Raw genomic sequence first — 23,762 nt, 5'->3', positions numbered from 1 at the left:
GCGCTCAGGCGGCAGCCCCTCCGGCCCGCGCCGACCGGGTGGCGAGCGCCAGTACCGGATCGTCGCTGGTGATGTAGCCGACGCCGCGATCGAGCCAGGCGGCGATTTCCGCCGCCTCGTTGACGGTCCAGGCGCAGATGCGGTCGGGCGGGATCGTGGCGGTGATCTCGGCCCACTGCGCGGCCAGCAGGTCCTTGTGCACGGCGACGACCGAGACCAGCGCGTTGGCGCGCTGCAGCGTCGCCAGCAGGCCGAGCCGCTCGGCCGACTTTTCGTTGATCGAGACCAACCGCCGCACGCCGGGGGCGACGGCGCGGCACTCCTCCAGCACATCGAGATTGAAGCTGGTCAGCAGGCAGCGATCGCCGAGGCCGTAGCTCGCGACGGCATTAGCGGCCCTTGCTGCGAGGCCGGGGTAGGGGGTGCCGGTGGCATCGGCCTTCAGTTCGACGTGCAGTTCGACCCGGCGACTGGCGGCCATGAGCGAAAGCACCTCGTCCAGCGTCGGGATCCCCTCGTCCGAGCCGCGCAGCCGCAGCGACGCGTGCGCGCCCGCGGGCAGGGCGCGGACCTCGCCGCTGGCCTCCACCGTTCGGTCGAGCGTCGCGTCGTGGATCACCAGGATCTCGCCGGCATCGGTCAGGTGCAGGTCGAACTCGACCGCGTCGATCGCCAGCTCCAGCGCGCGCCGAAAGCCCAGCATCGAGTTCTCGGGCCACAGGTTGCGGCCGCCGCGATGGCCGATGATGTCCGTCATGATAGGTCCCCGTGAGGCAAAGTGCTCGAACGGGCTCGATAGGGTCGCTGCGTAACGCGATGATGACGTGCCGCACCGGCCCCCGTCACGATCCCCGGAAAAAGCGGCGCCAACCTTGCGCAATCGGCCCGGCTCCAATATGAACCCGCCCCGGTGAGGCCACATGGCGGAGTGGTTACGCAGCGGATTGCAAATCCGTGTATTCCGGTTCGATTCCGGATGTGGCCTCCAACAGATTGACCGGCACGTGCAAGTGCCTGGAAGGGCAGGGCGCTTCGGTGTCCTGCCCTTTTTTGATGAGTTCGCGTTTGCCCGGCCCGCTGCCCGCCGGCAAGGGTGCATGGTGGGCTCGGACTGTTGCCGAGCGATAGCCTCCCATCGCACGCGAGCCGCAGCCGACGGCCGGACCGGCCGTCTGACACATCCGCCGCATGCCGCCTGCTTGATGCCGGCGCGGCCGGGCGCTATGCCAGCCGCACGTCCCCCCCAGCAGAGGATCCCGAGATGGCCGACTTCGTCACTGCCCGCACCCGGATGGTCGATAACCAACTGCGTGCCAGCAACGTCATGGATCATCGCATCCTGGCCGTCATGGGCGAGGTCGCGCGCGAAGCCTTCCTGCCGGTCGACCAGGCAGCGCTGGCCTATGCCGACGTCGCGCACGCGCTCGGCGACGGCCGCTACCTGGCGCCCCCCGCGCCCTTCGCCCGGTTGCTGCAGCTCGCCGAGATCCAACACACCGACACCGTCCTCGATATCGGCACCGGCACCGGCTACTCGGCGGCCGTGCTGGCCCGGCTGGGCGCCAGCGTGACGGCGCTCGAGTCCGTCCCGACGCTTGCCGACACGGCGCGCGCCAACCTCGCGGCAGCGGGAGTGGTCAATGCGACCGTCGTGGCCGGGCCCCTCGATGGGGTCGCCTTGCCGGCGGGGGCGTTCGACGTCGTGATCGTCGAGGGCACGCTCGACAGCGAGCCGACCGGCCTGTTTCGGCTGCTCGCCGACGGGGGGCGGCTGGTGGCGCTGATCGGCAATGGCGGCGCGGCGGTGGCGCACGTCTTCGTCAGGGCGGGCGAGGAGGTCGCCGGCCGGGCCGAGTTCAACACGACACTGCCGCGGCTGGCGCTGGCGCCGAAAGCGGAAGCATTCGTGTTCTAGCCGGACCCTGCTACTGACCCGGCCGCGCCGAGTGTTGCCCTCGAATCACGGCGCCAGGGTTTTGAGGGGTTAAAACTCTGCGACTCTTGCGTTGCGAGGTTGTGCGGCCCATTTGGCCGGCATAGGGTCGGCCGGCGTCGGAGGTTTTTTGACTATGCGTTATCTGGGGGCATTGCGGGCGGGCGCCCTTGCCGTTGCTATTGGCTTGCTGTCGTCGACGGCCCATGCGGAATCGCTCCGCTCGGCCCTCGAGAGCGCCTACCAGAACAATCCAGCCATCATGTCGGCGCTGCTCGGCGTGCGCGCCGCCGCCGAGAACATCGCGGCGGCCAAGTCCGGCAAGCTTCCGAGCGTCGGGTTCACCGGCACCGTGGGCGGCAAGTGGGACGCCCCTCAGGGCGGCGATTTTTCCACGACGCTCAGTTCTAGCGCCTCGCTGGGCTTCAGCCAGACGCTGTTCGACAACTACAAGACCGACGCCGAGATCGAGCAGGCACGCGCCGCCACCGAAGTGTCGAAGTACGCCCTGCGCAACACCGAGCAGAACATCCTGCTCGCCGTCGTGCAGGCCTACTACGCCGTGATTCGCGACACCCAGCTGGTGCAGCTGCGGGCCGACAACATGAAGTTCTTCGACGCCCAGGTCAGCTCGGCCGAGGATCGCCTGCGCCTCGGCGAAGGCACCAAGATCGACGTGTCGCAGGCCAAGGCGCGCCAGGCTGCCGCGGTTTCGAGCTACCGCGCCGCCATCGCCTCGCTGCAGAGCAGCCAGGCCAGCTTCGAGCGCTATGTGGGGCACAAGCCCAAGAGCCTCTCGTCGGACTTCAACTTCGGCAAGTCGCTGCCGACCTCGATAGACAGCGCCATCGCTTCGGCCGAGGACCAGCACCCGGCGCTGCTCTCGGCCCGTGCCGCCATCCGCGTCGCGCAGGCCGGCGCCGACGCCGCCAGCGCCTCGTTTGGCCCGACGCTGAGCCTGATCAGTTCTCTTGATGCCTCGCTGTCGAGGACCTACGGGGGGCCGAACGAAGGCGACCGCAACAGCCTGTCGGGCTCGGCCCAGGTGAAGCTGAGCATCCCGATCTATTCGGGCGGCGCCCTGAGCGCGAGCCTGCGCAAGGCCAATATCCTGCAGGTTCAGTCCGAGGTCGACGCCCTGTCGGCGCGCGACCAAATCAAGGAATCGGTGATCTCGGCCTGGTCCACACTGCAGAACGCCACCTCGCAGATCGAATCGGCACAGGCCGCCGTCAATTCGGCCCAGCTCGTGGTCGACGGCACCATCCAGGAGCGCGACGTCGGCCAGAAGACCACGCTCGACGTGCTCAACGCCCAGGCGGAACTGACCAGCGCGCAGGAAGCCCTCATCACCTCGCGCGCCACCCGGATGATCGCGGCCTTCTCGCTTCTCGCCGCGTCCGGCAAGCTGTCGCCCGACGTGCTCGGCCTCAGCGTCGCGGTGCATTCGGCCGACGGCTACATCGCCAAGGTCGAGGATGTGTGGGCGGAGCTGCGCGCCCTCGACGAATAAGCGGTGGGCGACAAGCGGCCGCATATTGGTCCGCCTCCCCTCCGGCGCTAGCCTCTCCGAGCCGCGATGCGAGTCCCGCGTCGCGGCTTTTTCGCGGGCCGTTGCGGCGGCCAAAGGGGGGAAACGTGAAAGCACTACCGTTCTGGTTCATCGTGGTCGGCGCCTTGCTCGGGCTGGCCGGCATGGCGTGGGGCATCCAGATGGCGATCAGCCAGGATCACACGCTGGCGCCGGGCCACGCCCACAACAATCTCGTCGGCTTCGTCCTGATGGTGATCTACGGCTTCTACTACAAGCTGGTGCCGGCCGCCGCGCAGAGCCGGCTGGCCATGGTGCATTTCGTGCTGGCGCTCGTCGGCGCCTTGACCATCGGCGCGGGCGTGGCGATGGCGACCGCAGGCACCGGCGACTGGCTGGCCCAGATCGCATCGCTCGCCACCATCCTCGGCCTGCTGGCCTGGATCGTGACGATATTCCGCCATCGGGCCGCGCTCAGCCTCTAGGCGACGCCGGCAACCTGCCTTCCCCCGGAAATCCCTGGGGGAAGACACAATGGCTGGTGTCCGGCCGATTCACAAACCGCGATGGCTTGCACTAGATTGAGCAGAGCCGATTCGGCGATCTGGCCGAATCCGCCCCGAATGTGCGGCCGCGTAACTGGCGGGTAATGTGAGGCAGTGATGAACAAGCCGGCGCCAAAAGAGCCATCCATGGACGAGATCCTGTCGTCGATCCGACAGATCATCGCCGATGACGATGCGGGCGCTGCGCCCAAGAAGCCTGCCGCGCCCGTGCCCGCTCCCGCTCGCAGCTTCATGCCGCAGCCGGCGCCGGTTCGCCCGGTCCAGCCGGAGGCGGAACCGGAGCCGCTGGCCCTGTCGCCCGAGCAGATCCTGCGCGACACCGCCGCCGAGGATGAGGCCAAGCCGGGCCTGAGCTTTTCGGAACTGCTGGGCGGCGCCGGCGCGGCGCCCGACCTGAGCGCCAGCCTCGTCGATCCGGACGACATCGCTTTCGAGGTGGAGGAAGAGCCGGAGCCGGCTCCGGTCGTCGCAACTCCGCCGCGCGCCGCGGCACCCGCTTTCGAGCGACCGGCACCGCGGCCCGTGGCGGCTGCTGCGCCGATGCCGGACCCGAACCTGTCCGCCGAGATGGCCGAGCAGCTGCTCGAGCCGACCACGCAATCGGCCGTCAAGAGCACCTTCGCGCGGCTGTCCGGCATGCAGACCGTCGGCAGCGGCGTGACCATCGAGGACATGATGCGCGAGATGCTGCGCCCCATGCTCAAGGAATGGCTCGACGAAAACCTGCCCTCGGTGGTCGAGCGCATGGTGGAAAAGGAAATCGCCCGCGTCTCGCGCGGGAAGTAACTCCGACAGGCAAGCCCGACAATCTGATCCCCGCTAAGCGGGGATTTCTGTTTGGTGGCGCTCATTCGAACATACGCACCGTCATCCCCGGGCTTGACCCGGGGACCCACGGGATGGCGCGGCATATGGCGGTGTTGGTGGAGACATCGCTGGGTCCCCGGGGCAAGCCCGGGGATGACGGCGTTCTTGTTGCTGGACCGTTGTAGGCCGGACGCTTCTCCCTCGCCCCGGGCGCTGTGATCTTGCCTCGATCCACCTCACAACCCACATTGTGTTGACTTTCGCCACCCGCCTTTGCTTTAGCACTAGCCGTTGAATTTCGGTCCGCCCGGCATCTGTGATGCCTCGGGGCGGGCTGCTGCGCTTGGAACCCACCGATGCTTGAGAAGACCTACGAACCGGCCAACGTCGAAGCCCGCATCTACGAGCAGTGGCAGGAAGCGGGGGCGTTCAAGGCCGGGGCAGGAGCCAAGCCCGGCGCCGAGACCTTCTCGATCGTCATTCCGCCGCCGAACGTGACCGGCTCGCTGCATATCGGCCACGCGCTCAACAACACCATCCAGGACATCCTGATCCGCTTCGAGCGCATGCGCGGCAAGGACGTGCTGTGGCAGCCGGGCACCGACCACGCCGGCATCGCCACGCAGATGATCGTCGAGCGCCAGCTGATGGAGCGCCAGCAGCCGGGCCGCCGCGAGATGGGGCGGGAGAAGTTCCTCGAGCGCGTCTGGGAATGGAAGGCGGAGTCGGGCGGCACCATCCTCAACCAGCTGAAGCGCCTCGGCGCCTCGGCCGACTGGTCGCGCGAACGCTTCACCATGGACGAGGGGTTGAGCGAGGCGGTTCGTAAGGTGTTTGTTACGCTTTACGAGAAGGGCCTCATCTATCGCGCGAAGCGCCTGGTGAACTGGCACCCGGGGCTCGAGACCGCCATCTCGGACCTCGAGGTCGAGAATATCGAGACCAACGGCAAGATGTGGCACCTGCGCTACCCGATCGAGGGCAGCACGGAGACCATCACCGTGGCGACGACGCGTCCCGAGACCATGCTGGGCGACGTGGCCGTTGCCGTGCACCCGGACGACGAGCGCTACAAGCACCTCGTCGGCAAGCACGTCATCCTGCCGATCGTCGGCCGCCGCATCCCGATCATCGGTGACGAATACGCTGACCCGGAACTGGGTTCAGGCGCGGTGAAGATCACCCCGGCGCACGATTTCAACGACTTCGAGGTGGGTCAGCGCCACAACCTCAAGCCGATCAACATTTTCACCACGACCGCCAAGCTGAACAACTCGGTGCCCGAGGCCTATCGCGGCCTCGACCGCTTCGAGGCGCGCGACAAGGTGCTGGCCGAGCTGGAAGCGTCGGGCGTGCTCGTCTGGGTCGACGACAAGAAGATCATGGTCCCGTACGACGAGAAGTCGAAGCAGGTCGTGATCGAGCCGTTCCTGACCGACCAGTGGTTCGTGAAGGCCGAGATCCTCGCCGCGCCGGCGCTCGCCTCCGTGCGCGAGGGACGCACCAAGTTCGTCCCCAAGCAGTACGAGAACACCTATTACGCCTGGATGGAGAACATCAAACCCTGGTGTATCTCGCGCCAGCTCTGGTGGGGCCATCAGATCCCGGCCTGGTACGGCCCGCGCCTCAACACCGACCCGGACTTCAACAACCGCGATGCCGGCCCGAAATGCTTCGTCGCCGACAGCGAGGTCGAGGCGATCGCGCAGGCGCAGGCCTACTATGGGGCCCGCAAGATCGAGGTCTATTCCGGCGGCGTGAACGCGCCCGACTATGCCAAGGCGATGCTGAGCTTCGAGACCACCCAGCGTGACCGGCTCAATGCCGACACCTGGAACATGCGCAAGCACAAGGATCCGTTCGCCGAGCTTTCCGACAGCAAGGTGCCGCTGCATCGCGACGAAGACGTGCTCGACACCTGGTTCTCCTCGGCGCTGTGGCCGTTCTCGACCATGGGCTGGCCCAGCCAGACGCCGGAGCTGGCCAAGTACTACCCCACCGATGTGCTGGTCACCGGCTTCGACATCATCTTCTTCTGGGTCGCCCGGATGATGATGATGGGTTTGGAGTTCACCGGTACCGAGCCGTTCCACACCGTCTACATGCATGCGCTGGTCCGCGACGAGAAGGGCCAGAAGATGTCGAAGACCAAGGGCAACGTCATCGACCCGCTCAAGCTCGTCAACGAATACGGCGCCGACGCCACGCGCTTCACCCTCGCGGCCATGGCCGCGCAGGGTCGCGACATGCGCCTCGCCATCAGCCGCGTCGAGGGCTACCGCAACTTCGTCACCAAGCTGTGGAACGCCGCGCGCTTCCTCGAGATGAACGGCTGCGTCCGCATCGAGGGTTACGACCCCAGGGACAACAAGCTGGCGCTCAACCGCTGGATCGTGGGCTCCACCGCCCGCGCCGCCGCCGCGGTGACCGCCGCCATCTCCGACTATCGCTTCAACGAAGCCGCCAACGCCGCATATGACTTCGTCTGGGGCACCTTCTGCGACTGGTACATCGAGCTGGCCAAGCCCGTCTTCACGGGCGAGGACGAGGCGGCCAAGGCCGAGACGCAGGCCACTGCCGCCTTCGCGCTCGACCAGATCCTGAAGCTTCTGCATCCCTTCATGCCCTTCATCACCGAAGAGCTGTGGGCCGAAACCGGCAAGACCGGCCCGGCGCGCGAGAAGCTGCTGATCATTTCCGAGTGGCCGGAACTGGCCGGCCTCGAGGACCCGGAGGCGCAGGCCGAGCTCGACTGGCTCGTGGCGCTCATTTCCGGCATTCGTTCGGTCCGCCAGGAGATGAACGTGCCGGCCGGCGCCAAGGTGAAGCTGCTGGTGGTCGGGGCAGGGGCGGAGACCGGCACCCGCCTCGAGGCCAATCTCAGCGCGCTGACCCGCCTGGCTCGCCTCGACAGCGTCGACTACACCTCCGACGTGCCGCGCGACTCCGCCCAGCTGATCCTCGGCGAAGCGACCTTCGTGCTGCCCCTCGCCGGCGTCATCGACCTCGATGCCGAGCGTGGCCGCCTGAAGCGCGACATCGCCAAGGAGCAGTCCGAGATCGACAAGATCGACAAGAAGCTCGGCAACGAGCAGTTTCTCGCCAAGGCGGCCGAAGAGGTCATCGAGGAGCAACGCACCCGGCGCGAGGAGAGCCTCGAGCGGCTGAAGCGCCTGCAGGAAGCCCTGTCCCGACTGAGCTAGGGACAGGCAAGCAATCGGTGACAAATCTCCGGCGGCCGGCAGCAATCAGCGTCCGGCCCCTGGAGGTTATCGTGCAGTTGTCGGCGTCGAGGTGAGCGTCGGCGCCGCGAGCAATCGCTGTGCGCTGCAAGTCCCCATGCTGAACGCGCGATGAATCGTACGTGACGTTTTTGCAACAGCAAGATTGAATCCCGTTTTCCTTGCCGGGCGATCAACGTTTTGCTGAGGAACCCCGCCACAATGTGACCCTAAAAGAGGGCGAGGACTGGGGCGTGGCCAGGTCGCGATCTGGTGCAGGCACATTGGGCCGGCACCGTACCAATCGCGGGTTTCCTGCCCTTGTGCCTTGTCAGGCCGAAGCTCATAAACGGCGCTTTTACTAGGAGCGCCGGTCGTATCCGGCCGGACAAGCAGGTAGAAGAAATGGCATCGAACTACGTCGACAAATCGCGTCTCCCCAGCAGGCATGTGACAGAGGGTCCGGAGCGGGCGCCGCACCGCTCGTACCTCTACGCCATGGGCCTGACCAGCGAGCAGATCCATCAGCCGCTCATCGGCGTGGCGACGGCGTGGAACGAGGCCGCTCCGTGCAACATCTCGCTGCAGCGCCAGGCCCAGGCGGTCAAGAAGGGCGTCGCCGCCAACCACGGCACGCCGCGCGAATTCACCACCATCACCGTCACCGACGGCATCGCCATGGGCCATGCCGGCATGAAGTCCTCGCTGGCCTCGCGCGACGTGATCGCCGACTCGGTCGAGCTCACGATGCGCGGCCACTCCTATGACGCGCTGGTCGCCATGGCCGGCTGCGACAAGTCGCTGCCCGGCATGATGATGGCGATGATCCGCCTCAACGTGCCGTCGATCTTCATCTACGGCGGCTCGATCCTGCCGGGCCGCTTCCGCGGTCGCGACGTGGTGGTGCAGGACCTGTTCGAGGCCGTGGGCCTGCACTCGGTCGGCAAGATGGACGACGAGACGCTGGACGAGCTCGAGCGCGTCGCCTGCCCGTCGGCCGGCTCGTGCGGCGGCCAGTACACCGCCAACACCATGGCCATGGTGGCCGAAGCCATCGGGCTTGCGCTGCCCTACAGCTGCGGCGCCCCGGCCCCGTACGAAATCCGCGACGCGCTCTGCGCCAAGGCCGGCGAGCAGGTCATGGAACTGCTCAAGGTCCAGCTGCGTCCGCGCGACATCGTCACCCGCAAGGCCTTCGAGAACGCGGCGATGACCGTGGCCGCCACCGGCGGCTCGACCAATGCCGCGCTGCACCTGCCGGCCATGGCGCACGAGGCGGGTATCGACTTCGACCTGTTCGACGTCGGCGAGATCTTCAAGCGGACCCCGTATATCGGCGACCTGAAGCCGGGCGGAAAGTATGTCGCCAAGGACCTGTTCGAGGCCGGCGGCATTCCGCTGGTGATGAAGGCGCTGCTCGAGGGCGGCTTCCTGCACGGCGACGTCATGACCGTCACCGGCAAGACCGTCGCCGAGAACCTCGAGAAGGTGAAGTTCAACGAGAACCAGGACGTCATCCGCAAGACGTCCAACCCGATCTCGCCCACCGGCGGCGTGGTTTCGCTTCGGGGCAACCTCGCCCCCGATGGCGCCATCGTGAAGGTCGCCGGCCTCAAGAACCTGCGCTTCGTCGGCCCGGCGCGCGTCTTCGACACCGAAGAGAAGTGCTTCGAGTGCGTCGAGAAGCGCGAGTACAAGGAAGGCGACGTGCTCGTCATCCGCTACGAGGGCCCCAAGGGCGGCCCCGGCATGCGCGAGATGCTGTCGACCACGGCCGCTCTCTACGGCCAGGGAATGGGCGACAAGGTTGCGCTCATCACCGACGGCCGCTTCTCCGGCGCCACGCGCGGCTTCTGCATCGGCCATGTCGGTCCGGAAGCAGCTGTCGGCGGTCCGATCGCCCACATCAAGGATGGCGACATCATCACTCTCGACGCCGTGACCGGCGAGATTTCGGTCAATGTGTCGGAAGAGGAATTTGCCCGGCGCAAGGCCTCCTGGGCCCCGCGCGAAACCGAGTATGGCTCGGGCGCCATCTGGAAGTATGCCCAACTGGTGGGGCCGGCACGCTTCGGCGCGCTGACCAACCCCGGTGCCAAGGGCGAGAAGGAGCAGTATGCGGACATTTAGGGCAGGAGCCCTTGTTTCCGTTGCGTTTTGGGCTGCGCTCGCTGTTGCGGGCGTGGCCACCCCGGCCGCCGCTCAGGTGAGCGGCGTGCTGCCGTCGCTGCCGCTGGCTCCCGAGACGGCGGCCGATGCCGCCCTCGCCATGGCCAACTCGCTCGACGGCGCCGGCGGCGGTATCTCGTCCAAGGATCTCGTCGCCGCCCTCGAGGATGCCGCGCTGGCCGGACAGCCGATGGCGCTCTACCAGCTCGGCCTCATGTATGAGAGCGGCGAGGGCGTGGAGAAGGATCCGGTCAAGGCGTTCGGCTACTTCAGCCAGATTGCCGACGAGCACGCCGACACCGCGCCCAAGGGCGTCGAGGCCGATATCGTCGCCCAGAGCTTCCTCAAGGTCGGCGAGTACTACCGCACCGGCCTGCCGGAGGCCGGCATCCCCAAGAACGAGGCCTACTCGAACAAGCTGATCCTGCACGCGGCGTCCTATTTCGGCGACGCCGACGCGCAGTACAAGGTCGGCGAGATGTATCTCGACGACTCCGAACTCGGCGACAGCCCGCTGCAGAGCGCGCGCTGGCTCAATCTCGCCGCCCGCAAGGGGCACGCCGGGGCGCAGGCCAAGCTCGGCAACATGCTGTTCAACGGGCAGGGCATCTCGGCCGATCAGGTCGAAGGCCTGATGTGGCTCACCGTCGCCTCGCGCCGCGCCGCCGGCACCATGGACGAGGGCTGGATCGGCGAACTGCTGACCAACGCCATGTCCGTGGCGACGCCCGCGCAGCGCAAGCGCGCCGTCGAACTCGCCGACTCGCTCAGCAACCGCTTCGGCGGACTCTGAGCGCGCCGTTCAGCGCAAGTTCAGCCACGCCATGGCAACCATCGGGACGTTAGCCCGTTGGAACCACCGCCATGCGCCTGCCGATCATCCTGATACTGCTCACCGTCGTCCTGCTGCCGGCGGACCTGCGCGGATTTGCCAACGACATCGCCACGCAGGCGAGGGTTGCGACTGCCGCTGTCACCAAAGCTCTGGGCGGAGACGAACCTGCGGCGCAGGTCGCCGAGCTGAAGCCGCTTCGTCAGGCTCCGAGCATCAACTAGCCACGGGCGGCTCGACGATCTTCCAGTACGAGTCCTTGCGCACTACCTGTCCCTCTCGGAACGTGTAGAAGTCGCAGCCGCGCACGTCACGCCGCGTGCCCTCGGGCGTGCTTCCCGTCAGCCGCCACCTCGACATCCCGGTGCCCGCTGCCTCGTCGGCGAAATGCTCCGCGTCGCCATAGTGGACGTCAGGCAGCCCGGCAAAGCGGCCTGCCAGCGCCTGCCGCACCTCTGCCTTGCCAGTGAAGCGCGAGCCCCACGGATCGCTGCCCCGCGGCATCTCGAGCACGCAGTCGTCGGCGAACAGCGCCATGATGCGGTCGAGGTCGTGCGCGTTGAACGCGTCGCACAGTTCGACGAGAGTTGCATGGATATGCATTCAGCACCTCCGTTTCAGCCGACGGCGCGGAGCCGAAGGGCCTAGAACGCAAACTCGCCCACCACCGGCACGTGATCGCTCGGCTTTTCCTTGCCGCGCTGCTCCTTGTGGACCAGCACGTCTTCCAGCCGGTCCGCCGCCTGCGGCGAGAGCAGCAGGTGGTCGATGCGGATGCCGTCGCCCCGGTCCCAGCCGAAGGTCTTGAAGTCCCAGAACGTATAGGACGGTTCGTCGGTGACGGCCCGGAGCGCGTCGGTCATGCCCAGGTTGAGCAGCGCGCGCCAGCGTTCGGCGCTTTCGGGCCGGAACAGCGCGTCGCCCACCCAGTTCTCGGGGGTCTTGGCGTCGATGGCGGCCGGGATGATGTTGTAGTCGCCGAGCAGGATGAACGGCTCCTCGAGCGCCAGCCGCCCCTCGACGAAGGTGAGCAGCCGGTCCATCCAGCCCAGCTTGTAGGTGAACTTGTCGGTGCCGACCGGGTTGCCGTTGGGCAGGTAGATGCAGCACACCCGCACCACGCCGCCCTCGACCGAGAATACGCCTTCGATCAGCCGCGACTGCTCGTCGCCATCGTCGCCCGGCAGGCCCCGCGTCACCTCATCGAAGCGGCGCTTGGACAGGATCGCGACGCCGTTCCAGCTCTTCTGCCCGAAGGTCTCGACGTTGTAGCCCATGGCCTCGATCTCGAGCCGCGGGAACGCCTCGTCGACCGACTTGATCTCCTGCAGGCACGCGATATCGGGCGATTCCTCCTCAAGCCACTTGAGAAGAAGTCCCTGCCGAGCCTTGACGCCGTTGATGTTCCAGGTGGCGATGCGCATGAAGAGGCTCCCGTTTGGAACGGGAGCCTAGCTTCCTCACAGTGACGCGTAAACCGCGTCGCGGGGTCTTCGCGGAACGGGCCGTTGCAGCCCTCGGGGGCGACGTTGGTGCACACGAGGATGGTCAGCTTGTTCGTGGGGTCGATGATCCAGTTGTGGCCCCACGCGCCGCCCCAGTCGAGCGTGCCGACCGGGCAGGGGCTTCTGGCGGCCCGGGGATCGTCGATGATGGCACCCAGCAGGGTGAAGCGCTTGCCGGCATCGGTGTCGCGCCGCGGCAGGTCGCCGATCTGGTTCCGTAGGGCCTCGGCAACGGTCGCAGGCTTCAGGAACGTGCCGCCATTGTAGACTTCGAGCATCTTCATGACGTCGTCTGCCGTGCCGCACGAGCCGCCGCCGCCCGACTGCGGGGCATCGGCACGGAAGATGCGGTCGACCTCCCACCCGGTGCCCTGGTTGTTCTCCATGGTGATACGGGCCGGCGGCACGATCGAAGGGGTCGGCAGATCGCCGTTCGCATAGTTCGCGGTGACGCGGGTGGCATCGGTGGGGGTGAAGCGCCAGTCGACCATGCCCAGCGGGCCGGCGGCGTACCTGACCACGGCAGCTTCCAGCGTCGAGCCGTTGATGGCGGCGATCACGCCCCCCAGCACATCGATGCTGGTGCCGTACGCCCAGCCGGTGCCCGGTGCGAAGACGAGCGGCGCCTTGGCCAGCCGGCGCAGGTTTTCCTCCAGTGAGATGTAGGGCCCCGACATGCCGGGCGCCACATCGGCCGGAACGGTCTCATACGAAAGGCCGGACGTGTGCGCGAACAGCTGCCGCAGCGTGATCGGACGCACCACTCCATCGGGACTGGGCGGGGTGAAGTAGGGCAGGTACGTGGTGACCGGATCGTCGAGCCCGAGCAGGCCCTCTTCCTTCATCTTGAGCGCCGCCGTCGCGACGATGGGCTTGGTCACCGAGGCCAGCCGCCAGATGGCACTGCGCTCCAGCTTGCGGTTCGCCTCGCGATCGGCGAGACCGGCCGTGCGGGCGTAAATTTCCCGGCCGTTCTGGTTGATCAGCACGACGCAACCGACAATGCGGCTGCCGAGCGCGGCGTCGACCGCCGCGTTCACCCTACTCTCCAAAGTCATGAAATTCCTCCCAGATCTATGGGAGGACGCTAGCGGCTCACTTCGTCCGCAGGCAAGGCGCCGAAAGGCTTAAGCGTCAGGCGACGGCGAAACTCGTGCCGCAGCCGCAGCCGGCCACCGCATTCGGATTCCTGATCTGGAAGCTCTGGCCGATCAGGTCGTCGACATAGTCGATCTCGGCGCCGCCCATGAACTCGAGGCTGAGCGAGTCGATCAGCACCGTGGCATCGCCGTTGCTCAGCACCAGGTCGTCCGCCGCCGGCGTCTCCTTGACGAGGTTGTACTCGTACTGGAAGCCGGAACAGCCGCCGCCCGCCACCGCGATGCGCAGCACCGTGCCTTCCCCCTGCTTGCTGAGGATGCGGCCGATCCGCCTGGCGGCGCGGTCTGTCAAAATGACATTGTTCGGTGCTAGAGCAGCTTCGGACATCTGGTACCTTTCGGCCGCGACACGCCGCAGCACAGGTGAAATCTAATATCGTCAGGCGACGATGAAAAGGGTCTTGGCCGCATAATGGGTGAACGCGCCGCGTATGCCTCCGATCCCGCCCAGAGTCGCGGGCGGCTATACAACCCGGGTTCCAGCCCGACCCGGTCCGAGTTCCAGCGTGACCGCGACCGCATCATCCACTCGACGGCCTTCCGCCGCCTGCAGCACAAGACGCAGGTCTTCCTGCACCACGAAGGCCAGCATTTCCGCACGCGCCTGACCCACACGCTCGAGGTCAGCCAGATGGCCCGCTCCATCGCCCGCGCCCTGGCGCTGGACGAGGACCTGGCCGAAGCCGTGGCGCTGGCGCACGACCTTGGCCACACCCCGTTCGGCCATGCCGGCGAGCGCGTGCTCAACGACAAGCTGGCCGAGTGGGGCGGCTTCGACCACAACATGCAGGCCATCCGCGTCGTTACCCGGCTCGAGAACCGCTACGCCGAACATGACGGCCTGAACCTCACCTGGGAAACGCTGGAAGGCATCCTCAAGCACAATGGCCCGCTGACCGACCGCGCGGGCAGGGCGCTCCGTCCCGACCATCCGCTGCCACCCGGCCTCGACGACATTCCCGCCAGCGCCGACCTCATGACCTGGACCCACGCCAGTCTCGAGGCCCAGGCCGCTGCCATCGCCGACGACATCGCCTACAACTCGCACGACATCGACGATGCGCTGCGCGCCGGCCTGATCCGCATTGGCGACCTGACCGAGGTGCCGCTGGTCGGCCCGTTTGTGCGGGAGGTCCTGGCCCGCTGGCCCGATATCGAGCGCAGCCGGCAGGCGCACGAGGTGCAGCGCCGCCTGATCACCGCGCAGATCGAGGACGTGATCGCGGAAAGCAGCCGCGCCATTGCCCAGGTGGGACCGCAGTCGGCGGAAGATGTCCGTTTCGCCCGCCGCACGCTGATCCGCTTCTCGCCGCCGGTGGCCGAAGCCGAGCGCGGGCTGAAGCGCTTCCTGTTCGAGCACGTCTATCGCAGCGACGAGGTGATGGGGCCGGTGCGGCGCAGCCAGACGGTCGTGTCCATGCTGTTCGACCACTACATGGTGACCGGCGCCATGCCCGGCGCCTGGGGCGAGGCGGCCCGCAACGCGGCCGATCGCGGCGCGCGCGCCCGCATCGTCGCCGACTTCATCGCCGGGATGACCGACCCCTATGCGCTCGAGCAACATGGCCGGCTGTTTGACGCTGGATCGCAGTTAGGGTAGGGGCACCCAATCCGCTACCAACTCCGGGTCATTCCCGCGAAAGCGGGAGCCTCCGTTTCCGGGCCTATCCTCATCACCGTAAACAGAGGTTCCCGCTTTCGCGGGAATGACTCCGTGATTGTGGCAGTCCAAGTGAGACCAACATGAACGTTTTCGCGCTGTTCGCCACCCGCGTCGCCGACGCCCTCAAGGCGCTATATCCCTCGATCACCGGGGAAGCCCTGTCGCGCATCGTGGTCGAGCCGCCGCGAGATCCTGGCCACGGCGACCTGTCGAGCAACGCCGCGATGGTCGTCGCCAAGCCGCTGGGCAAGAACCCGCGCGAGGTCGCGATGGCGCTCGCCGAGCACTTCGGGACCGACACGGACGTGGCCTCGGTCGAGGTCGCCGGTCCCGGCTTCCTCAACTTCCGCCTTGCCACCCCGATCTGGCACGACGTGCTGAAGTCGGTCGCGGCTGAGGGCGCCGCGTTCGGCAAGTCCGATATCGGCAAGGGCGAGCGGGTCAACGTCGAGTACGTCTCGGCCAACCCGACCGGGCCGATGCACGTCGGCCATACCCGCGGCGCCGTGTTCGGCGACGCGCTGGCCTCGCTCATGGCCTATTCCGGTTACGAGGTGACCCGCGAATACTACATCAATGACGCCGGCAGCCAGATCGACACCTTGGCCAAGTCCACCATGCTGCGCTACCGCGAGGCCCTCGGCGAGAGCATCGACATTCCCTCGGGCTTCTATCCGGGCGACTACCTGATCCCGGTCGGCCAGAGGCTCAAGGGCAAGTTCGGCTCGGCGTTGCTGGACAAGCCCGAGGCGGAGGCGCTGGCCATCGTCAAGGACCAGGTGCTGGCCGACATGATGGACCTGATCCGGGCCGATCTCGCCAAGCTCAACATCCATCACGATGTGTTCTTCTCCGAGCGCCAGTTGCACGGGCAGGGTGGCGACGTCGACACCACGCTCGACTGGCTGCGCACCGAAGGCATGGTCTACCAGGGTCGGCTCGAGCCGCCCAAGGGCAAGACCCCGGACGATTGGGAAGACCGCGAGCAGACCCTGTTCCGCGCCACCGACTATGGCGACGATGTCGACCGTCCGCTGGTCAAGTCGAACGGCCAGTACACCTATTTCGCCGCCGACATCGCCTACCACCGCAACAAGTACCAGCGCGGCTTCAAGCACATGGTCAACGTGCTCGGCGCCGACCACTCGGGCTATGTGAAGCGGCTGCAGGCGGCGGTGAAGGCCGTCTCGCATGGCGAGGCCGAGATCGACGTACGCATCTGCCAGCTCGTGCGGCTGCTCAAGAACGGCGAGCCGTTCAAGATGAGCAAGCGCTCGGGCGATCTCGTGCTGCTGTCCGACGTGGTCGAGGAGGTCGGCTCCGACGCCACCCGCTTCATGCTGCTCTATCGGCGCAACGATGCGGCGATGGATTTCGACTTCGCCGTGGTCAAGGAGCAGACGCGCGACAATCCGGTGTTCTACGTGCAGTACGCGCACGCCCGCACCTACTCGGTGTTCCGCAAGGTCGCCGAGGAGATGCCGGCGCTCGATACGTCGGCGCAAGCCCTTGCGGCGGCAGACCTTTCGCTGCTGTCGTCGGAGGCCGACCTCGAGCTGATCAAGTCGCTGGCGCAGTGGCCGCGCATCGTTGCTTCGGCCGCCGATGCACATGAGCCGCATCGCGTCGCCTTCTACCTGTACGAACTTGCCAGCGCCTTCCACGGCTTCTGGGCCAAGGGCAATCAGGATGTTGCCTTACGCTTTGTTAACGCCGATGATTCAAAGCTGACTGCGGCCCGACTCGCCCTTGTCGGCGCCGTGCGTCAGGTCCTCGTCAACGGTTTGACCCTGCTTGGTGTTTCTGCTCCGGAGGCGCTTTCATAATTCGGGCGCATTGGTTGGTAGAGTGGCCGGCCCGCCAGTGTGGGGTCAAAAGACTGGCGGACGGTCCAAGAGTACAGGGGCGCTGCTTTGATGACAGCGAGACCGCAGCAGATGCCTGATGGCCAGGAAAAATCTGACGACCTTATCGCCGAACTTGCCAAGCTGATGGCAAGCAACGCCGGGTCATCCGAACCAGAGGCGCGGCCCGCCCCCAAGCTCGTGACGCTCACCGACAATCCGCGGCCGGAAGGGCAGGCGCCCTCGCCGATCCGCATTCCCGGCATGGATGCCCCTACCGCGCCCGTTGCCCCGGCAACGAGTGCTGCGCCTGCGGCTCCACCCAGTATCTTCCGCATCCCGGGGATGGACCAGCCGCTTCCGGCTGCGCCCTCGCCAGTGCCAGCGCCCGTATCGGCTCTCCCGCCGGCGCCGGCCGCCCCGACGCCGCCAACCGCCATGACGCCGCAGGCCGCAGTGACGCCGTCGGCCGCCATGACGCCGCCGGCCTCCGCTGGCCCGCGCCCGTCCGCGTCGATCGATTTCGGCACCTTGCCCGCCGCCTCCACGTTCAAGCCCGAGCCGATGTCCAACTGGCAGGATCGCGAGATCCCGAAGCCGGTTGCGTCGCGGCCGGTGCCGGCGCCGGTTGTGGCGCCGCCCCCTCCTGCTGCCGCTGAGCCCGCCCCGGCCTCCGACCCGATGGCGGAGCTGGAAGCCGTGTTCGCTCCGCCCCCGAAGGCCGAGCCGGTGGTGAGCGCACCCGTTGCCGCGCCCAGGCCGGCTGCTCCGGCCTTGTCGGCCCCGATGGTTGCTGCCTCGCAGGCCGCGCCGGCCACCGACAAGTTCGACTTCGACTTCGGCTTCGACACCTCGCCGCCCCAGCCCATCGCGGCGCCTGCTGCGGCGCCCAGGCCTGCGGTCCAGCCGCCGGCGCCGGACGCCGGCAAGCCAGCCTCCGGTGACCCGATCGCCGACCTGATTGCGGCCGAACTGGATTCGACCGAGGCCGAGGAAGCTGCGCCGGCCCCGGCGCCACGCCCCTTTCCGCAGCCGGGCCTTCCGCCGGCCCCGCGTCCGCAGCTCAACTCCGCCGCGGGCCGCGGACCCGCACCGCAGGTGCAACAGTCGCCGGCGCCCCGGCCGGAGGATCGCTTTGGCGTCGCGCCGGTGTTCGGGCCGACAAGCAAGGTGCAGGCTCCGGCTCGCCCGCAGCCGCCGGTCGATCCGATGGACGAGATCGAGAGCCTCATCGGCGAGGCCGTTCGCGTCGAACTGACGAGCGACAAGCCTGCGGCGCCCATAGTGGCGGCTCCGGCTCCGACCCCGGCGGCGCAGGCCGCTCCGGTGGTACCGCCCCTGACCGCTGGTTTCGCGCCGCGCCGCGCCACGATCCGCGACACGGAACCCCAGCTTCCGTCGGCCGAAGCAGCGATCCTGGCGGCTGCGGCCGCCAGTGGCGCCGAAGTCGGCCGAATCGACAGCGTCCGCGCCGAGCCGAGCCCCTACAAGCGGGTGAAGGCCAGGCCCGAGCGTCGTGCCGGTGGCATGCGCCAGTATGTCGGCATGGCCGTCGCGGGGACCCTGCTGCTCGCCGCCGGCCTCGGCTTGTACTGGGTGCTCGGCATGGGCCGTGGCTCGGACACCGACGCACCGGTGCTGCAGGCCGATGCGACGCCGGTCAAGACTGTGCCGCCGCCGGCAACCACCGCGCCCACCAATCAGGGTTCCGTGGTCTTCAACGAACTCGATGGCAAGACGGCGCCGACCGACGAGCAACTCGTCTCGCGCGACGACAGCGAAGCCACCAGCGTTGCTGACGTGGCCACCCCGGTCGGCAGCAGCGACAGCGCCGGCAGCGAGAGCGAACTGGCCAATCGCAAGGTACGCACCGTGACGGTCCGTCCGGATGGCACGATCGTGTCCGGCGACGAGGCCGTCGCGGGCAACGAGGAGCTGCCGGTCGACCGCCCGTCGGTCCCGGACCTGCCGGGCGCCGACGTTCAGCCCTCCGAACTGCTGGCCGCCGTTCCGAGCGGCACTGCGCCGGACGCGACTGCCGGTGGCACTGCGGCTGCTGCCGGCTCGACCGACGTTGCCGCCCTTGCCAGCACCGCGCCGACGCCGGCGGCCAATATCGACCCGACCATCGTCGCGCCGATTCCCCTGGCCCGCCCGGCCGACCGCTCGACGCTCAATGGCGGCGCCAACCAGCGCGCCGCTGCCACCCAGCCCGCCGCGCAGGCTGCCGATCTGACGGCGCCGGCAGCCACTACCGGTGGGTCCGGCCCCTACGTGCAGTTGAGCTCGCAGCCGACCCAGGCCGACGCGCAGAACTCGTTGCGCGCCACGCAGAACCGGCTGTCCGGACTGCTCGCCGGCCGCAGCCTTGCTGTCCGGCAGGTCGACCTGGGTCCCAAGGGTACGTGGTACCGCGTCGTACTGCCGGTCGATTCCTTCCAGGAAGCGACGCAGACCTGCGCCAGCCTCAAGGCGAACGGCGTGGATTGCGTGCCGATTGGCGGTTGATCCGCGTCGCCATTTCCTTGACGCCCGGCCCGGTTGGGGACCAAATCCGCCTCTAGGGGTGGATAGGGCGGCTTGATGAGCGACACATCGCAGGATTGGTTCGCAACGCCCGACGCGCCGCGCGATGACGAGATTCTCTACGTCGACGTGGACGGCTATGAGGGGCCGCTCGACCTGCTGCTCGACCTGGCGCGTCGCCAGAAGGTCGATCTCGGCAAGATCTCGGTGCTGGCACTGGCCGAGCAGTATCTCGGATTCATCGAGACGATCCGCGAGAAGCGCATCGAGATCGCTGCCGACTATCTCGTGATGGCGGCCTGGCTCGCCTATCTCAAGAGCCGGCTGATGGTGCCGCAGGCGCCAAGCGACGACGAGCCGACCGGCGAGATGATGGCGGCGCTGCTGCAGTTCCGCCTGAAGCGCCTCGAGGCCATGCGCAAGGCGGCGATGCAACTGGTCAACCGCCCGCGCCTGGGCCGCGACGTCTTCGCGCGCGGCCAGCCCGAGCCGGTGCTGGTCGAGCGCCGCAACCTCTGGGAGGCGTCGCTCTACGACCTGCTCAAGGCCTACGCCTCCGGCCGCGAGCGCGGCATCCCGCAGGACTACCACCTGTTCGAGCGCACCGTCTGGTCGCTGCAGGAGGCGCGCGAGATCCTGGCGCGACTGATCGGCGACAGCATGGACTGGGTGCCGCTCGACGCCTATCTCGACCAGTACCTGACCAATCCGGAGCAGCGGAAGACAGCGATGGCCTCGAGCTTCGCCTCGAGCCTTGAACTCGCCCGGCAGGGGCAAATAGAACTGCGCCAGACCCTGACCTTCGGGCCGCTGTTCATGCGCCGGCGCCAGGGCGATGGGAAGAACAACTGATGACCGACGATCCGCCCATCGGGGCCGATTTCGACGAGCACGGCGAGGTGGCGGAGCGCAACCTCCGCATTCTCGAGGCGATCCTGTTCGCCTCGGCCGATCCCCTGTCGCCGGCCGAGATCGCCCCGCACCTGGGGGAGGGGGCCGATATCCCCGTCCTGCTCGAGCAACTGGCCCGGCGCTATGCCGGGCGGGGCGTGAACCTCGTGCGGCGCGGCGACAGGTGGGCCTTCCGCACTGCCGATGACCTGTCCTTCCTGCTCCGGCGCGAGGAGAAGGAGAGCCGCCAGCTGTCGCGCTCGGCGCTCGAGACGCTGGCCATCATCGCCTACCACCAGCCGGCGACGCGTGCCGAGGTCGAGGAAGTCCGCGGCGTCGCTTCGGGCGGCGGCACCTTCGACATCCTGATGCAGACCGGCTGGGTCCGCATGCGCGGCCGCCGCCGCACCCCGGGCCGCCCCGTGACCTATGGCACCACTGAAGCCTTTCTCGATCATTTCGGCCTCGAAAGTCTCGCCGACCTGCCGGGCCTCGAGGAACTGCGGGGCTCGGGCCTGCTCTCGAGCCGCCTGCCGCCCGCCTTCCAGGTGCCGTTGCCTTTCGATGGTCCGCTGCGCGACGACGAGGACCCCCTGGATCCGGACGACCGCGGCGAAAGCGACCCCGTCGAGTGAGCCCGGCATCGCTTGCGACCATTTCCCGAGCCACAAAGCCGAACACGTCCTTGTGTTCGCCAAGGATTGAACCTATTTCTCTGCGCTAAGGTACAAGCGTTAGCTTTCTCTCGGAGACCACCATGCACGCGCCAGGCATTTGGGGCATCATCGTCGTAGCGATCGTCGTGATCCTGCTGTTCGGACGCGGCAAGATCGCGGGCCTGATGGGGGAGGTCGCTTCGGGCATCAAGTCGTTCCAGAAGGGCATGCGCGACGAAGAGACCAAGCCCTCACCGCAGATCGACGCGACGGCATCCGCCGAGCCGACCCGCGAAACCGAAAAGGCCAAGGACGCCTGATCGTCTGACGGCCGCTCCCGGGAGTCCACCACATGCTCGGCGTCGGCTGGACCGAAATGCTCGTGATCGGGGTTGTCGCCCTGATCGTCATTGGCCCCAAGGATCTTCCGGCCATGATGCGTCGGGTCGGCCAGTTCGCCGGCACCATCCGGCGCATGGGGCAGGAGTTTCAGCGCGAGCTGAACAAGACCACCGGCCTCAACGAGATCACCAACCTGCGCAACTCGGTGACAGCGCCGCTCAAGGCGACGGCCGACGCGATCCGCAAGGAATTCAACACCACGACGCCTACCGGTGAGGTGAAGCCCTCCGGCGCGATCAAGCCCGCCGATCCCAAGGTCGAGAGCGTGGTGGACGAGATCAAGGCTGCCGCCGGCATGGCAGCGCCCGCTGCCGTTGCGGCCCCCGCGGCAGTCGCCGCAGCGACCCCCGCCGAAGCCAAGCCGCCGGTGAAGGCGGTTCGTCCGGTCAAGGTCAAGAAACCAGCCGAGAGCAAGGTCGAGACGGCCGAGCTCGCGCCCGTCAAGGCGAAGGCGGCCCGCGCCGGCAAGGCGGCCGAGTCGGCTGCCGCGACCGATGCCGGCACCGCCAAGCCTGCCGCCAAGAAGGCAAAGGCGAGGTCGACCGCGCCGAAAACCGTGGATGCTGCGCCCGCCAAACCGACGAAGGCTACGCCTGCCACAAAGCCTGCCGCCAGGAAGGTCGCGGCTGAGCCTGTCGCCGTCGCCGCATCTCCGGCCAAAAAGACTGCCGCGAGGAAGCCCGCGCCAAGGAAGACCACTTGACCATGGCCGAGCAGACCAAACTCGAGGGCCCCAAGCCCGAGGCCGAGCAGGACGAGCTTGCCGGCAGCGAGGCGCCCCTGCTGGACCACCTCATCGAGCTGCGCAAGCGTCTCGTGCGGGCGATGATCGTCATCTTCGGCCTTCTGATCGTCTTCTTCTTCTTTTCGCAGTCGATCCTCGAATTCCTGATCGAGCCCTATCGCCAGGCCTACCTGGCCGTGGTGCCGCACGGCGCGCAGCACGTCATCCCCGAGGATTTCCGGCTGATCTACACGGCGCCGCAGGAGCTGTTCTTCACCCAGCTCAACGTCGCGTTCTTCGCCGCCATCTTCGTCGGCTTCCCGTACCTCGCGATCGAGGTCTACGGCTTCGTCGCGCCCGGCCTCTACAAGAAGGAGCGGCGCGCCTTCATCCCGTACCTGTTCGCCACGCCGATCTTCTTTCTCCTCGGCGGGTTGCTGGTCTATTTCGCCGTGCTGCCCATGGCGATGCGTTTCTTCCTCTCGATGCAGACGCAGGACATCGAGATGCTGGTGCAGGTCAGCGAGTATCTCGGCCTCGCCATGACGCTGATCCTGGCGTTCGGCATCTGCTTCCAGCTGCCGGTCATCCTGACGCTGCTGGCACAGATCGACCTCGTCTCGAGCGCCACGCTCAAGAAGGGACGAAAATACGCCATCGTCGGCATCCTGATCTTCGCCGCTTTCATCACTCCGCCCGATCCGGTCTCGCAGATCGGCCTCTCGCTGCCGATGTACCTGCTGTACGAGCTCTCCATCTGGTCGGTGATGCTGATCGAGCGGCGGCGCGCCAAGGCTTTGGCCGAGCAGGGCACCGACCAGACGACCACCCCGTCGGCCTGAGTGCGGAGACATCCGATGCTGCGATTCGCCGCCTTCGCCGTCGTCGTCGTGGGGCTCGGGCTCGCGGGCCCGGCTCTGGCCCAGAGCCTTGCCGACCCGAAGGCCCCGCTCGAGGCGCTGTATGCCGGCTACATGCCGCCCAACGAGTTTCCACCCGATCAGGCGCCGCTGCAGAGCGCGCGCCTCAACGGCTTGTTCGAGAAGGACCAGCAGGAGGCCGATGGCGAGATCGGCCGCATCGATTTTGATCCCTTCGTGAACGGCCAGGACTACGACATCACCGACCTCGTCATCGGCGACCCCTATCTTGCCGGCGGCAAGGCGGTGGTGAAGGTGACGTTCAAGAACATGGGGACGCCGCAGGAGATGGGTTACCTGCTCGTCAACGAGCAGGGCTGGAAGATCGACGACGTGTGGTACGCCGGCGCCGACTCCAGCTACGACCTGCTCGACATGCTCCAGGCACCAATGCCCTGATTGCGGCCCGGCG

At 67.4% G+C, this 23,762-nt stretch carries 21 protein-coding genes, 1 tRNA gene and 1 pseudogene; 18 read left to right on the top strand and 5 right to left on the bottom strand.

Annotation, left to right across the window (positions count from 1 at the left end):
- Positions 1-4 precede the first annotated feature (4 nt).
- Positions 5-757, bottom strand: a complete 753-nt coding sequence (locus J0I99_RS02820) for a glycerophosphodiester phosphodiesterase family protein (RefSeq protein ID WP_291395649.1) — start codon at positions 755-757, stop codon at positions 5-7.
- A gap of 157 nt (positions 758-914) precedes the next feature.
- On the opposite strand from J0I99_RS02820, the gene J0I99_RS02815 reads away from it, so the two are divergent.
- The 9 genes from J0I99_RS02815 (at position 915) to J0I99_RS02775 (ending at position 11,283) form a co-directional block, all read left to right on the top strand.
- Positions 915-988 (top strand) — tRNA-Cys (locus J0I99_RS02815).
- A gap of 273 nt (positions 989-1,261) precedes the next feature.
- Positions 1,262-1,915, top strand: coding sequence for a protein-L-isoaspartate O-methyltransferase (locus J0I99_RS02810; RefSeq protein ID WP_291395647.1), 654 nt, complete (start codon positions 1,262-1,264; stop codon positions 1,913-1,915).
- A 154-nt stretch (positions 1,916-2,069) separates the two neighbouring features.
- On the top strand, positions 2,070-3,446 hold the full coding sequence (locus J0I99_RS02805) for a TolC family outer membrane protein (RefSeq protein WP_291395645.1): 1,377 nt from the start codon (positions 2,070-2,072) through the stop codon (positions 3,444-3,446).
- Positions 3,447-3,571: 125 nt separating this feature from the next.
- On the top strand, positions 3,572-3,949 hold the full coding sequence (locus tag J0I99_RS02800; RefSeq protein ID WP_291390256.1) for a hypothetical protein: 378 nt from the start codon (positions 3,572-3,574) through the stop codon (positions 3,947-3,949).
- Between the two features lie 207 nt (positions 3,950-4,156).
- The gene (locus J0I99_RS02795; protein ID WP_291395643.1) at positions 4,157-4,816 is read left to right on the top strand and encodes a PopZ family protein; all 660 of its coding nucleotides are present in this window, start codon (positions 4,157-4,159) and stop codon (positions 4,814-4,816) included.
- A gap of 377 nt (positions 4,817-5,193) precedes the next feature.
- The gene (locus tag J0I99_RS02790) at positions 5,194-8,040 is read left to right on the top strand and encodes a valine--tRNA ligase (protein ID WP_291395641.1); all 2,847 of its coding nucleotides are present in this window, start codon (positions 5,194-5,196) and stop codon (positions 8,038-8,040) included.
- 423 nt (positions 8,041-8,463) lie between these two features.
- On the top strand, positions 8,464-10,188 hold the full coding sequence (gene ilvD / locus J0I99_RS02785) for a dihydroxy-acid dehydratase (protein ID WP_291395639.1): 1,725 nt from the start codon (positions 8,464-8,466) through the stop codon (positions 10,186-10,188).
- A 52-nt stretch (positions 10,189-10,240) separates the two neighbouring features.
- A complete protein-coding gene (locus J0I99_RS02780; RefSeq protein ID WP_291394273.1) occupies positions 10,241-11,020 on the top strand; it encodes a tetratricopeptide repeat protein in 780 nt (259 codons plus the stop codon).
- 71 nt (positions 11,021-11,091) lie between these two features.
- Positions 11,092-11,283: a hypothetical protein gene (locus J0I99_RS02775; RefSeq protein WP_291395637.1), complete on the top strand. Its 192-nt coding sequence runs from the start codon at positions 11,092-11,094 to the stop codon at positions 11,281-11,283.
- On the opposite strand, the gene J0I99_RS02770 is transcribed toward J0I99_RS02775, so the two are convergent.
- The 4 genes and pseudogenes from J0I99_RS02770 to J0I99_RS02755 all read right to left on the bottom strand — a co-directional run bounded on the left by J0I99_RS02770 (position 11,276) and on the right by J0I99_RS02755 (position 14,052).
- The gene (locus J0I99_RS02770) at positions 11,276-11,662 is read right to left on the bottom strand and encodes a nuclear transport factor 2 family protein (RefSeq protein WP_291395635.1); all 387 of its coding nucleotides are present in this window, start codon (positions 11,660-11,662) and stop codon (positions 11,276-11,278) included. The two genes, J0I99_RS02775 and J0I99_RS02770, sit on opposite strands and share 8 nt — an antisense overlap.
- 41 nt (positions 11,663-11,703) lie before the next feature.
- Positions 11,704-12,483 (bottom strand): exodeoxyribonuclease III, encoded by a 780-nt coding sequence (gene xth / locus J0I99_RS02765; protein WP_291394276.1) that lies wholly within the window; start codon positions 12,481-12,483, stop codon positions 11,704-11,706.
- Between the two features lie 104 nt (positions 12,484-12,587).
- Positions 12,588-13,622 (bottom strand): annotated as a pseudogene (locus J0I99_RS02760) (serine hydrolase domain-containing protein); the annotation flags it as partial.
- A 76-nt stretch (positions 13,623-13,698) separates the two neighbouring features.
- Positions 13,699-14,052 carry an iron-sulfur cluster assembly accessory protein gene (locus tag J0I99_RS02755; RefSeq protein WP_291395634.1) on the bottom strand — a complete coding sequence of 118 codons (354 nt, stop codon included), beginning with the start codon at positions 14,050-14,052 and terminating at the stop codon, positions 13,699-13,701.
- Between the two features lie 45 nt (positions 14,053-14,097).
- On the opposite strand from J0I99_RS02755, the gene J0I99_RS02750 reads away from it, so the two are divergent.
- The 9 genes from J0I99_RS02750 (at position 14,098) to J0I99_RS02710 (ending at position 23,749) form a co-directional block, all read left to right on the top strand.
- On the top strand, positions 14,098-15,324 hold the full coding sequence (locus tag J0I99_RS02750; protein ID WP_291395807.1) for a deoxyguanosinetriphosphate triphosphohydrolase: 1,227 nt from the start codon (positions 14,098-14,100) through the stop codon (positions 15,322-15,324).
- Positions 15,325-15,467: 143 nt separating this feature from the next.
- Positions 15,468-17,213, top strand: a complete 1,746-nt coding sequence (gene argS, locus J0I99_RS02745) for an arginine--tRNA ligase (protein WP_291395633.1) — start codon at positions 15,468-15,470, stop codon at positions 17,211-17,213.
- 90 nt (positions 17,214-17,303) lie between these two features.
- Entirely contained in the window at positions 17,304-19,739 is a 2,436-nt protein-coding gene (locus J0I99_RS02740) for an SPOR domain-containing protein (RefSeq protein ID WP_291395631.1), read from the top strand.
- A gap of 75 nt (positions 19,740-19,814) precedes the next feature.
- A complete protein-coding gene (locus J0I99_RS02735) occupies positions 19,815-20,609 on the top strand; it encodes a ScpA family protein (protein WP_291395629.1) in 795 nt (264 codons plus the stop codon).
- A complete protein-coding gene (gene scpB / locus J0I99_RS02730; protein WP_291395627.1) occupies positions 20,609-21,283 on the top strand; it encodes an SMC-Scp complex subunit ScpB in 675 nt (224 codons plus the stop codon). Before J0I99_RS02735 ends, scpB begins: the two co-directional genes overlap by 1 nt.
- A gap of 122 nt (positions 21,284-21,405) precedes the next feature.
- Positions 21,406-21,624 carry a twin-arginine translocase TatA/TatE family subunit gene (tatA, locus tag J0I99_RS02725; RefSeq protein WP_291395625.1) on the top strand — a complete coding sequence of 73 codons (219 nt, stop codon included), beginning with the start codon at positions 21,406-21,408 and terminating at the stop codon, positions 21,622-21,624.
- A gap of 32 nt (positions 21,625-21,656) precedes the next feature.
- A complete protein-coding gene (gene tatB / locus J0I99_RS02720; RefSeq protein ID WP_291395624.1) occupies positions 21,657-22,409 on the top strand; it encodes a Sec-independent protein translocase protein TatB in 753 nt (250 codons plus the stop codon).
- 2 nt (positions 22,410-22,411) lie between these two features.
- Positions 22,412-23,272, top strand: a complete 861-nt coding sequence (gene tatC, locus J0I99_RS02715; RefSeq protein WP_291395621.1) for a twin-arginine translocase subunit TatC — start codon at positions 22,412-22,414, stop codon at positions 23,270-23,272.
- A 15-nt stretch (positions 23,273-23,287) separates the two neighbouring features.
- Positions 23,288-23,749 carry a DUF3828 domain-containing protein gene (locus J0I99_RS02710; protein ID WP_291395619.1) on the top strand — a complete coding sequence of 154 codons (462 nt, stop codon included), beginning with the start codon at positions 23,288-23,290 and terminating at the stop codon, positions 23,747-23,749.
- Positions 23,750-23,762 lie beyond the last annotated feature (13 nt).

The sequence above is a fragment of the Devosia sp. genome (assembly GCF_017307495.1).
Lineage (GTDB): Bacteria > Pseudomonadota > Alphaproteobacteria > Rhizobiales > Devosiaceae > Devosia_A.
The sequence above is the reverse complement of the archived record's forward strand: the minus strand, read 5'-3'. Positions and strand labels throughout refer to the sequence as shown.